This is a genomic window from Acinetobacter sp. FB, from assembly GCF_056033405.1.
Genome location: NZ_CM148502.1, coordinates 2,503,103 through 2,516,076 on the forward strand (window position 1 = coordinate 2,503,103; position 12,974 = coordinate 2,516,076).

9 protein-coding genes are annotated in these 12,974 nt (G+C 39.2%); all 9 read right to left on the minus strand.

The window, feature by feature from the left end; all coding sequences use genetic code 11:
- Positions 1-849: an ABC transporter permease gene (locus AC0JIQ_RS11875; RefSeq protein WP_474201781.1), complete on the minus strand. Its 849-nt coding sequence runs from the start codon at positions 847-849 to the stop codon at positions 1-3.
- The gene (locus AC0JIQ_RS11880; RefSeq protein ID WP_474201782.1) at positions 846-1,997 is read right to left on the minus strand and encodes an ABC transporter permease; all 1,152 of its coding nucleotides are present in this window, start codon (positions 1,995-1,997) and stop codon (positions 846-848) included. Before AC0JIQ_RS11880 ends, AC0JIQ_RS11875 begins: the two co-directional genes overlap by 4 nt.
- A 5-nt stretch (positions 1,998-2,002) precedes the next feature.
- Entirely contained in the window at positions 2,003-3,577 is a 1,575-nt protein-coding gene (locus AC0JIQ_RS11885) for an ABC transporter substrate-binding protein (RefSeq protein ID WP_474201783.1), read from the minus strand.
- 10 nt (positions 3,578-3,587) lie between these two features.
- Positions 3,588-4,781, minus strand: a complete 1,194-nt coding sequence (locus tag AC0JIQ_RS11890; protein WP_474201784.1) for an LLM class flavin-dependent oxidoreductase — start codon at positions 4,779-4,781, stop codon at positions 3,588-3,590.
- A gap of 33 nt (positions 4,782-4,814) precedes the next feature.
- The gene (locus AC0JIQ_RS11895; RefSeq protein ID WP_474201785.1) at positions 4,815-5,525 is read right to left on the minus strand and encodes a class II aldolase/adducin family protein; all 711 of its coding nucleotides are present in this window, start codon (positions 5,523-5,525) and stop codon (positions 4,815-4,817) included.
- A 13-nt stretch (positions 5,526-5,538) separates the two neighbouring features.
- Positions 5,539-6,600 (minus strand): ABC transporter substrate-binding protein, encoded by a 1,062-nt coding sequence (locus AC0JIQ_RS11900; RefSeq protein ID WP_474201786.1) that lies wholly within the window; start codon positions 6,598-6,600, stop codon positions 5,539-5,541.
- 590 nt (positions 6,601-7,190) lie between these two features.
- The gene (locus AC0JIQ_RS11905) at positions 7,191-8,894 is read right to left on the minus strand and encodes a ShlB/FhaC/HecB family hemolysin secretion/activation protein (protein ID WP_474201787.1); all 1,704 of its coding nucleotides are present in this window, start codon (positions 8,892-8,894) and stop codon (positions 7,191-7,193) included.
- A gap of 81 nt (positions 8,895-8,975) precedes the next feature.
- The gene (locus tag AC0JIQ_RS11910) at positions 8,976-11,693 is read right to left on the minus strand and encodes a two-partner secretion domain-containing protein (RefSeq protein WP_474201788.1); all 2,718 of its coding nucleotides are present in this window, start codon (positions 11,691-11,693) and stop codon (positions 8,976-8,978) included.
- Positions 11,694-11,874: 181 nt separating this feature from the next.
- Positions 11,875-12,906, minus strand: coding sequence for a LysR family transcriptional regulator (locus tag AC0JIQ_RS11915; RefSeq protein ID WP_474203264.1), 1,032 nt, complete (start codon positions 12,904-12,906; stop codon positions 11,875-11,877).
- Positions 12,907-12,974: the final 68 nt, after the last annotated feature.

A 12,974-nucleotide genomic window follows, 5' to 3' on the forward strand; every position in this document is an offset into this window, starting at 1 on the left:
TTATTTTTCCTCTATCCGAGCTGCTGCACGTCCAACGCCCTCAGCCAATACATTCGTTCCGAGCGCAAACAAGGCAATTAAGATGACAGGAGCAAATACGGCCCATGGTTGAACTAATAAACCAGCGCGATTTTCATTAATCATGAGTCCCCAATCTGCTGCTGGAGGTGTCACACCATAACCCAGAAAAGCCAAACCAGATAACATACCCACTGCCCATGTCAGCATCACACCAAGATGGATGAGTAAAGGCGTCAACATGTTGGGTAAAATTTCGCGAAATAAAATATAGACTTTTGAATAACCAAGAATTCTGGCGGCTTCGATATATTCCTGTTCCACTAAATTAAGTGCAACGCTTCGTGCAAGACGCACGACTCCTGGAATAAAAGCAATTGAAACCGTTAAAACAATGAGCCAAGGCTGTCGACCTAACATCGACACAATAAGTAAGACCAAAATAAGATCTGGAAAGGCCATAAAAACATCAGTCAGCCAAGTCATGAACTGATCAATCTTATTTCGGGCAAAAGCAGCTAATATGCCTAAACTAGAACCAATCACTAATGCGACCATACTGGCAGCCAGCGTCATCCAGATAATTGAAGCCCCGCCAGCAAGTACACGTGACCAAACATCATGACCAATATAGTCATAACCTAAAAAAGATTTTCCCTCGGGCGGTCCATAAGTCATGCCAACTAATGCAGTGGGCTCAAATGGAACCAATAGCGGGCCAACCAGTGCGAAAATCAAAACTAGAGCTGTGACTACAAATCCGAAACGTACTTGTCTTTCACGAATTAAGGTTTGAAAAAAATTTCTTTGGTACCAATGAAGTGAGCTCATTTCCCACCTCCTTGCTGAATATTCTTTAAAGCATTGCGACGATCGACAGGTTTTACCGTAATTGGTCGGCCAGACTTCCATAAACGCAATGCCTGACGACGACCTGGCGAACGTGCTTTGTGTCTTTTGGCTGTTCGTATTTTGGGCGTGAGTAAGGTCGTGATTAAATCTGCAATTAAATTAACCAGCACTACACAAATGGTCAGCAATAAAACAATTGCTTGAATGGTGGGTATATCCCTCATCTCGATTGCAGCATTCAGCGCATTGCCAATGCCAGGATAACTAAATACCACTTCGATAATTAATGCCCCACTGAGCAAAACCCGTATGGTCAGTGCAGTGCCCTGCACCACGGGTACTAAGGCATTCGGTAAAACATGCTTCCAGATAATTCGACTTTCAGGGATGCCACGCAAACGTGCAGAGGTCACATAATCCGACTCTAAAGCATCAATCATAGAGCCACGGACCAAACGCATTAGATAAGGGATCAGGGATAACGCCAAGGTTAAAATGGGTAAAACCAAAAACTCTAACTGGCTAAAAGGTGACTGTCCTGGAGTCAACAACGATGCCGCGGGTAATACATGCAAGATCGACGTTGAAAAAAACATCATTAACCAAATCGCTATCACAAATCCAGGAACAGCCTTAAACAGAATAGAGCTAGAGACAATAATTCGATCTAATTTACTGTCACGGCGAAGCGATAACCACACACCAAGCACCACTGAGATCGGCACCGTAAGCACTATCACTAAGCTACTCAAAGCAACCGTATTTCCAAAATAATTTTGAATAATCTGAGAAACAGGCACATTGGAATCAATCGAACGACCAAAATTACCTTGCAGTAATTGACTGAGCCAGTTCCAGTATTGAACCAATATCGGTTGGTTTAGCCCTAATTGTTCACGTAATACCTGTACCGTTGCTTCTGGTGCCTCTGCACCTAAAATAACACGCGCTGGATCGGATGGAAGTGCCTGTGTGGCAATAAACACAATGAGACTAATAACAAAAACAACCAATACCCCTGACACTAAACGTATCAAAAACCAAGGCAACCATGCAGGAAGTTCAAATGATCTGACAATTGCTGGTTGTTGAATGGATGCTTCTATTTTGCTTGATTGAATTGTCATATCAGTTACCCTCTACGCCAGAATTCATCTGTACGCCACGCAGCGAAACCAGTGCGATCAGGCGTTACGCCACCAATTTGGCTAGAATGGGCATCCAAAACATTATTAAACCCCCAAATCAATAACCCACCTTGCTCATGTTGAATTTTCTGGGCTTCATGCACCAACACCTTACGTTTTTCCAAATCTGGTTGTTGTAATGCCGCATGTACCAGTTCAGTAAAACGCTCATTATTAAAACGAGTTTTATTGTTGGCTGCGCCTGGCCCATCAATTTGTAAGACAGTTAATAAGAAGGGTCGAGAAACATTAGAACCTGTACTGAATGCCCAATCCTGTTTGACTGCATCTGCAAAAGTAGCAGCTTCAACCTGTTTAACATTAACAATGACACCTGCCTGAGCAGCATGTTGAGCAAAAACCAATGCGGCATTGCTATCTGGGCCTGTATATAAATCGACAGTCAAACTATTATTAAAACCAGCTTCTTTGAGTAGCGCTTTTGCTTTATTTAAATCTTGCTTGCGCTGAGCAATACTGTGGTCATATACAGGATCGCTAAACGAATAAAGGTCATTTGCAACTCGTCCTTGCCCAGCTAAAGCATGTTTGACCAAATCTTCTCTATTGGCAATCAATCTAAAAGCTTGTCGTACTCGAGGATCATTGAACGGTGCTTTAGACGTATTCATATCAAATGATTGCCAAGCATCGGTTTCTGATGAAACGAGACTTAGCCGTTTATTAGATTGAATTAAAGCAATATGCTCGGCACTTACCCCAGAAGCAATATCAATTTGACCAGATTGCAAAGCAGCAAGACGCCCTGTCTGATCTTTAAAATCAATGATTTCTATTGCATCAGCATAAGGTCTATTTTCTTTCCAGTAATTTTCAAAACGGACAAAGCGTGAACGCTGACCCGGTGTAAAACTGTCAAGCTTAAAGGGACCTGCTCCTACGACATTTTTAACTGGGTCATAATCTGTAGGAACGATGCCTCCCCAACTCATCCATGCCTCAGGTAAAGCAACCAACCCTTTTCCTTGAGTAAAAGGAATCTCAACGGTGTATTCATCTCGCTTTTTAATCTCATTCCTTTGCAAAGAATAAAGATAGGCTGCAAATGGAGAAGCGAGTTTAGGGTCCGTCAAACGGCGTAAGGAGAAAATAACATCATCAGCAGTAATCGTTTTACCATGATGGAATTCGAGTCCTTTTTTTAGGCGAATAGTCCATTTCGTCCCATCATTATTCGGCTCCGCAAATTCAGCAAGTGCGAGTTTAGGCTGGATATCTCTGCCCCATTCCCATAATTTTGCATATAATGGCCAACCTCTGAATGCACTGGACATACCAATAGGTTTATGTGCGTCTAAATTACCTGCTTGATTGCCATTGATCACCCCAATTTTGATAACGCCACCTTTTTTCGGAATATCATTTTGAGTATTACTAGGATGAGCACTCTCAGAAGATGAAGAGTCAATTTTAGAACATACTATCAGGCTAATTGCAGCAACAGCTCCAACCCCCAATCCAGTCTGCTTAATCAGTTCTCGACGTGTAATTTTGTTCATGTTTTCTCCCTTAAACGACGATTTCTTGATTCAAGAGAGAATCAATGGATGAGTTTTTATTGAGCTTAGGTAGCTCAAAACCATGATCTAGCTCTAATAAAGGGAACAATAAATCAGCTACACGATAGGCTTCTCCAATTAAAGGGAAACCCGATAAGATAAAGGCTGATACACCATGGCTTTCATATTCTTTAATTCGTTCAGCAATATTTTCAGCACTACCGACCAAGGCAGTACCTGCTGCTGGGTTTAAAATATCAAAACCAAATAAAGATGGCCCAGTCCAAACATTAGGATAAATTTCAAAATCTTTAGCACGAGGTAATACGCCATGGCGAAGCAATGTAAGATTTCTTTGAACGATCGGATTTGGACTTTGATAACTCTCAAAAGTTTCATTGGGAGGAAGCTGTCGTTTAACCGCTTCGATTGCATAATTGACATCTAGCTTGTCGAGTAATGACTGAGCATACTGCCAAGCCTCTTCTTCTGTCTCCCGAACAATAATTTGTAATCGAGTACCAAACGCTAAAGTACGCCCAATTTTTGCCGCCTCAGCAGCAACTTTGCTAAACTTTTCTCCAAGCAGCGGTGGCGTATTCGCAAAACTTAAATACACATCGAGTAATTCAACAGAATGCTGAACGCCTTTGGCAGAAGTTCCAGCTCCCCATAAAGGAACACCCTGCTTTTGAGTTGGACCACGCCATTTGGACATAGGAGATCCACCTTCCAGACGTGGCGCAATTTGAATAAATTCCCCCTCAAATCCAGACCGATCACCTAGATAATTTTGCTGAAATGCTGTCCAGTATTCCTTGCTAAAGTCATAACGCTCATCATGCGTATAGTGAATACCTAAAGCTGCCAAACCCTTATCATTTCCATTGACGACATTAAATAACAAACGCCCTTTAGAAAATGCATCAAACGTTTGCGCATATTTTGCCAATACTGCTGGCTGGACTTCTCCAGGATGTTGGGCAACCAGAAACTTTAACCGTTCAGTAAATGGAATTAAACTTGCAGCAACAGCAAGTGTTTCATACTCGCTGGTACCCATAAGTGAACCGTAAAAACCAAGTCGATCCGCAGTAATCGCAATCTGTTGCAAGTGTTCATAATCGGTATCCCAACGCCCAGATTCCAACCAAGGATATGGCCCATCTGGAGAAGTGAGATACCATAAAAGTTTTACAGCCATAGTATTCTCTATATTTATATTTGAATCAGATTTCTAATGAAGTGGAAGTAATCCAAGCGACTTCGCTTTATCGGTTAAACCACTCATTCGCCACTGCTGGTGTAAAACCCCCTGTCCGTATTCACGGCTTCCCCCAGCTAATTCAGCAAGTAGCTGAATCTGTGCACCTTCCTCAAGCAACAAGATAAATTCAGCTGTTTCTTGTAATCCCTGACGTCCCCATACGGTTGCACCACCGTTGGCTTCTAAAATTGCGCGATGCTCAATATCAACTTTGAGTTGATCTAAAATGAAATCGACTTCTGCCTGACGGCGATCAATATAAATTGGTAGTTCTTTAAATAAATGAAAGCGCTGAACAGGCACATAACGAATCGGTAAGGTACGATGGGTTTGTGCCCAAGCCCCTAAATTCGGCGCGTGTACATGAGATATTGTGGTGACATCTGCATGCTCGCGAAAAAGCTTGTTATAACGCCCACCTGCATTTTTTCTACCCAATAAAACTTCACCATCAATTGTCTCCACAAGCACTTTGCTTTTTTTATCTTTAGACCACGGCCCTGCATAGTTAAAAGTGACTAAGGTGTTATCCGGCCCACGTTCAACAAAATTAACCGTTCCATTTGCCGTGATTGTTCTTGTTTCACGGAATACTTCAAAAGCAAATTCAGATTTTTCACGATTCAATTCGATAAAATCATTGAGTTCAGGAGAAAGTGGGGTTTGAATAAGTGTTGTCATGATCAATATCCTATTAAAATTGTTTATTTTGGCGGCGCTTTAAAACTTCGAGCAAAGGACGGTGATCAACCCAAGTATCAAGATCGACATCGCGCTCGAGAAAACCGTGTAACCAAAGAAAATCTTTTTGTTGTCTTAACAGCTCTAAACGCTCTTCGCTTAATGATGGATGTAAAGACTTATGAAAATTATTACGGTAGGCTGTTGCGACACTCTCTGCGCCTGCAATGGTTTCATCTTCAAGAATAACCAGCACTTCGTCTAAATGATCTTGAGCCCAATCTGCGGTATCAAACAGCTCTTCCAGAAAATCAACGACGACATCAAAGTGATCTTTTAACAAATCTTCATGTACGGTAATTGGACGAGGCGTACCATTGTTTACACGGGAGGTCACATCTTCAAATTGATCCAAATCAATCCCAACTTTTAAACCACGTTTTGTCGCAGCTTCAACAGCTGATGCTCCTTTTACATAAACAGCATCAACTTCACCGGTGATTAACGCATCTAATCCAGACCAGTAGGTACTGGCATCCCGTTGTTGTGTATTCGATTCCGCTCGTTCAGGGACTTCAATAAAATCGACATCACGGAAGGTTAAATTTGCAAGTTCCAAAGCACCGCGGATCCCTTGTAAAGACATCGCTCTAAAAATACTGCCCGCCCGTTTGTCTGCATATTCAGGTAAAGCAACTTTTACATTCTTTAAATGCTCTGGCTTGCTGATTTCAGAATCAGGGCGAACAATGATTACCTGCCATTCATCAATCCATGTCAAACCAATGAGTCGACTTGGAGCACCTTCAGAACGAGCAGCTAATGCTGGAACATTTCCACCTTCTCGAAATAATGCGGGTAGTTGATGATCAAAATGATGAACAGATAAGCCTTTGCGAGCATCTTGTAAAACAGCAACATCAATACCATGCTGTTCAAATTTTTCAATCAATGTCCCACGTTTTAGTGAGATTCCTGTTGCTGTTGGAACTGGGCATCTAGTGACCCAGATTTCAGTTAAAGTACTTTTTACAAATTCTTTAGAATTTTCTTTTTTATCGATAACAAGTGACATAGGCATTCCTTAGGATATTTCCAATTTCATATCACTGGTATTGAGCAGCTTTTATGCCAACATTAATTATTTTTATATTTCAATTACTTAAATTTTTACAAATAGAAAAATTGTTTCTTTTTCACCAACCATTTTTATTGATTGTTGTTTTACCAACAGAGAACTTACAAAATTTAATCAGGTTTACAATCAAATCTTATAACTACTGATTTAAAAAATTTTTAGCAAAATTTATATTAAAAATAACTAAATATAAAAAAGCCACATCTGGAAATGTGGCGAAAGGTGTAACTATGCTTGTACGGCTTTACCGTATTTTTAAGTTAATTGAATTAGCTTAAATCAATCTGAATTTTGAAAGTTAACTTATCTTTTTAAAATTTCTTTGCAAATAGAATAACGCCACACCACAGATTTTTTTAAACCGACAATATTATTAAATTTTATATAAAATCCTAATTATATAATTTAAAATAGCTCCTGCTATTGAAATCAATTACTTAAGATTTTATCTGGAATTATTGAGTTTTTAAGAAAGAGTTAGAGCTCTATTTTTAATAAGCTGTAAAAAATCTATACAGTCTTCTTAATCAAAACCGCCAACCAATTTGAAATGCAAAACGAGGACTCCTATCGGTATCACTTTTAGCAGCAGATGTATTACGCCAAGCTAGAGTCGTACTATAATCCCAATATTTATAGCTTCCTGCTAAACCAATTCCTGTACTTGCTAAAGATCGACTGTTCTTTTCATTTAGATAAGCATTTTTATTTTGTTGAATATGTCCAATATCATGAAATAAAAATGTATTGATAAAAGGCAAAAATTGATAATAGTAATTCATTGATGCTCCCCAGCCTTGATCCCCAAGACCTTCAGCAGCAGGATAAGCTCGCATTTGATGAAATGAAAATTTTTCGGCTGAATCTAAATTCTTAGAAGAGAATTGTCCATATAACTCTCCAGTAAACCAAGATGATTCACCCAAACGTTGTTGCCTAGAAAGCTTCCACTCATATTTATTAAAATTGCCTTGTGATTTTGCCGATAAACGATCTATATTTAGTGCGGAAGGACTTTTGATATTTAAATGACCAATCGTGCTCATAAATTCTAGCTGATTAATCCCACCTCTTGCATTTCCTATGCCCCATTCATCTAAGCACGAGAAGTTGAGCGCAATACGACTTGCACCTATCTTTTTTAAGGTTTCTGTATCTGTTGCCGCGATCTCATCAAAGAGCTTTCTTTCTTCAAATGATAATTTCAAATTAAGATTCGTTTTCTGACTTCGAATCGCTGGATAAATAAAATTTAAATTATAATTTTCAGATATCCCTTTTGCTTCAAGTAATTCGAACGATTCACCTAATTTGTATTCAGTTCTGCTATAACCTCCACTAAGGATTAAGCCATTTCCAGTGATTGGGAATTGTGCATTTATGCTTCCTGAAACCAAATCCTGATCACTACTGAGTATTTGAGCAGAAATTTTTTCTCCATATCCCATAAAACTATTACTTTCTAAATATCCTGAAAAACGATATCGTCCCGTATAGCTACTTCCCCCATTATCAATTCCAACTCTACCTGATATAGCTTTCTGACCAAGAATATCTAGTACCAAATCTGTTTGTCCTATCTGTTCCCCAGCTTGTAAATTTGCTTGAACTTGCCCAACACCAGATACATCTGAAATCAGTAATAAAGTTTTATTTGCCTGTTGTTGCTGTAATGCTTGATTGACTGGAATTTGATTTGTATAACGGTAGACAATTTTATCTTGGATGCTCGATTGATTATTTAAAATAACTTTACCTAATTGCCCCTCTAATACTCTGATAATTAATACGCCATTTTCTAATTTTTGTTTTGGTAGATATGCTTTTGCCAAGAAGTAGCCTTGTTTTTTATAAAACTGAGTGATCTCATCAGTTGTAATTTGTAAGTCAGCAAGAATATTATTTTTATTTTCTAAATGACGAACTAAATCATATAGAAGTTCAGTCTTAATTTGATGATTACCTTCAATTTTAACCTTACTCACCCAAATTGGAGTTTGATCTCGACTATAATTTTGTTGTATAGCATCAACATCAAAATACTGCTGATCAGTTTTTGCATCCTTTGGGAATGATTCTGGGCTGAGTTGCTTGGTAATTGTTCCACTATCAGGAACAACAACTTCAGCATGAACAAAAGACGAAATCCCTAAAAGAATACAAACATTTGGGATAAAAAAGAGCGTTTTTAGATAACCCTTTCCTAGTATTTTATAGAAGTAAAATTCCATTTTTCTCTAAATTTATTAAAAGCTCATATGAAAGACAAGAAGCTTTGCTTCTTGTCTGAAAAATATAAAATCTATTAAATGTTAATGATTATAGCGTAGCCACGGCGTCGTGTTATTTTCATCAATCACCCAAACTGATGTTGAGTTTGCATCTAATACATTCGCAATATCCCAATTTGCAAATGTCATCATTTGTTGAAGTTCAGCAGTCGTTTTTCCAACTCCACCCGCACTAGTGAGTTGACCTGAGGTTTCTGTATTCCAGTAACTATTGATAATCTGTGAATATTGACCTTGACTACCAACCAATCCCCCAACATAGCTACTTCCTAAACCACCACTAGAAACAGAACCCGTTGAGTAACTATTATATATCGTTGCGTTATTATGCCCCACTAAACCTGCAGAATCACCACGATCTGAATACACATTACCGGTAGCATAACTATTTGCTATCGCAGCATTTGAAGTATTACTTTGATATGAAGCAGCAACGAGACCACCTGCATTTTGTAAAGCGTATACATCACCTGTAGCATAACTATTTTGGATAGTCGTTGATTGATTTCTCGTTGATCTAGAGGTTCCAACTAAGCCACCTACTGAAGAAACATTAACGCCCCCCACATTTCCAGAAGCAAAACTGTTAGTGATATTCCCGACATTCGCTCCAACCAAACCACCAAATACCTGCCCACCTAAAGTTGGATTCACTGCCTGTATATTTCCAGAAGCACTACTGCCGAGAATATCACCAACATTTGAGCCAACCAAGCCCCCAACAATAAAAGTTCCTTCCACTATACCTGATGATGAACTATTAAAAATAACTGAGCCATTTATTTTATTGTCAAGTTGATCAATCGTTCCATTAGCTCCAATCAGTCCACCAACAGATGCTGCACCTTTAACTTGCGCAGATGAGTGAACATTTTTAATAATGCCGCCAAGTTGTACCCCAGATAATGCACCAACCATTATTGTTCCTGAGATACTTCCTCCATCTAAATTTATATCTCTAATTGTATTAGATGCTGCACCAAATAATCCTACACCTGAAAGTGTTTGATTTTCTATCGACTCTATTGCAATAGGTTGATTAATTGAAATATTTTTAATCGAATGACCCAAGCCATGAAATTGACCTTGGAAAATATTACCCGTTACAGTTGTACCATCATTTGTCATATGGGCTTCTCCGATTGGAGTAAATCCTAACCCGCCATTCCAATTCACCGTATCAGAGGCATCAATATCACTACCTAATACATAATTCCCTACAAGATTATTATTTATCCCTTGTAAAGTATTTATGTTTGCATCACCTTCTTCACCTAAATTATTGATCACAATATAGGACGTGCCATTAATTAAAAGCGTTGGCGAAGAACCACTGATATTAATTTTTGCACCATTATTTAAGTTATAATCTGACCCAACTCCATAATTCATAGCGAGTTTGGCTTTATCACCGCTTAAGTCCAAATCACTATTAAAGTTAATATCTTTACTTGCTGTTAATGTCAGTGCAGTATTGGCATTCCAACTGGTAGCATCATTGACATTAATATTACCTTGACCGTCTGCTGTACCAATTGCATTCAAAGTGACATTGCCTTTATTTAAAGCATCACCTAATGTGGTACCAGTCACAGTCCCACCATAGAAATCGATATCTATATTTTTGGCTTTTAACTCCCAACCACTCGTGGTCGGTGGCAAGCTGCTTGTACTATTACGCTGCGTTGTGATATTGGTACCATAATTGATATGTACCTCTGCCGAAGAAGTTTTAATTTGACCTCCATTACCTCCATTACCTCCATTAGGCGCTGAAGCATCTAGTGTTCCACTGACATTTAAAGTCCCACTGGTTAAATCACTACCTAATTCAATCACACCACGGACATTATTCACTGTTTGTGCTTGGATCACCCCAACGCTATTTACGACCGCATTGCTTAATTCATCAATACCTTTTGCCGTCAGTACAACTTTACCACCATCCGCCTGAATCATTCCGCCTGAGTTAATAAGAGCTTGCGCCTTACCTTGATTAATGGTGTAACCCAACAAACTACCATTATTTAAATTCAGGGTAATATCACCGCCTGCTGCCAATAAAACATTGCCTTGCGGTGCTTTGATCGTGCCTGTTTGTTTTACTGTCGGGGCAATCAAAGCCACTGTACCGCCTGTTGGCACAGTAATTTTCCCTCGGTTCTCAACAACTTTGTTGTTACTCGTATTGCTAAAATTAAATAGGTTGTTATTAAAATCACTGTTACTTAGATTTAAGGTGGATGCTACTAAACCCGCTGTATTGACCTGTGAAGTACTCCCAAATAGCACTCCATTTGGGTTGATAATAAATACCTGTCCATTGGCATTTAATTGACCATTTAGAGTTGAAGCACTGGTACCCGTAACTCGGTTTAAAGTAATCGAGCTACTATTGGGCTGCACAAAATTCACAATTTCATTGCTATTAGTCGAAAAGCTACTCCAATCAATCGCAGCTTTTGATGTTGACTGGTTAATAGTTGTAGTCGTTCCTGCAGTTGAAATACTCGCTGTGCCTGAACTCACCACCCCACCTGTTGGTCCTGCAAATGCAAGACTTGCACTCAAAACATTCACAGCAAAAAACGCTGCTAATTTTGTAGTAAAGCCTAGGGTAATTTTGGATTCTTTTTTTGTTGCAGTTTGCTCTGCGGCAATGCCCCCTTTTGCGATTTCACTCACAACTTGCCAGCAAAGATGTGTAGAATTCCATACTAATCGATAAATTTTATTCATGAATTTTCCTATTGATTTTTAATATTTTTTTCAACTTTTTGTTGAGTGTTTTTTTTACCATATTTTTTATTTTTCTTAATTAATTTTCAGACAACTAACTATGATAATAGAAACTATTTTAATTATTCCAAGATCGATTTTATAAACTCAAAAATAAAAAAATAGTTTTTTGAAATTCTATTTAAGTCTTTAAGGTCCGAGCTTCAGCAATATTATGCTGCTCGACCAAAGTTCGAAGGGTATATTCATGGTTGCTTTTCTGATCGCAGGCAAATGCACATTTTTCATCTAGCGGCAAAGCACTGCCACCTAATAATGGACAACTAGCAAATAGCTCCGCTACCCAATCGACAAAGACTCTTACTTTTTGTGATAAATGGCGACTCTGTAAATAAACTGCTGAAATTGGCATTGGTGCAGGTGTCCATTGTGGTAAAACTTCTTTTAGAGTTCCCGCTTCAAAATGATTGGTCAACATATAGCGTGGACCTTGAATCAAACCAAATCCTTGCAGCGCCAAATCGATATAAGCATCGCCATCATTGACGGAAACCTGTCCATTGACACTAACACTTTGGATTAAGTCATCGACCACAAAGTCCCAGTCAAAGTTGCGCCCTGTACGGCTGGAAAAGAAATGAATGGCTTGATGATTTTTTTGTAAATCTTCAAGTGTCTTCGGTTCACCATATTTTTCTAAATAACAGGCCGATGCTGCTGTTGCACACTGAAATGTACCAATACGGCGGGCAATCAAGCTCGAGTCCTGTAGCTCTCCCACCCGAATCGCGCAATCCACCGCCTCACCGACCAAGTCCACAGGACGATCATTCATGCCTATGACCAGATCAATATCAGGATATCGGTTATGAAATTCTCTTAATCGTGGAATTAAAATCAAACGACCAATCGAGACAGGCACATCAATCCTTAGACGCCCTCTTGGGCCTCGTTTCTCATCATGAAAGGACGCCTCAATATCTTCAACATCCGCCAGAATTCTCAGACTACGGTCATAATAGACTGCACCATCGGGGGTTAAACTGAGCTTACGTGTGGTGCGATTGAGTAAGCGAACTTGTAAATGTTTTTCTAAAGCCTGAATCGTGGTGGTGACCGATGCACGCGGTAATCCAAGGCTATCCGCTGCCAGACTAAAGCTGTTGGTTTCAACCACTTTATTGAAGACTTTCATTGCATGAAATAGATCCAGACGCCCACTCCTCATTGCTGTATTTTTCCAGTTTCACACAACAATTATTATAAAAATACGAATAGTGT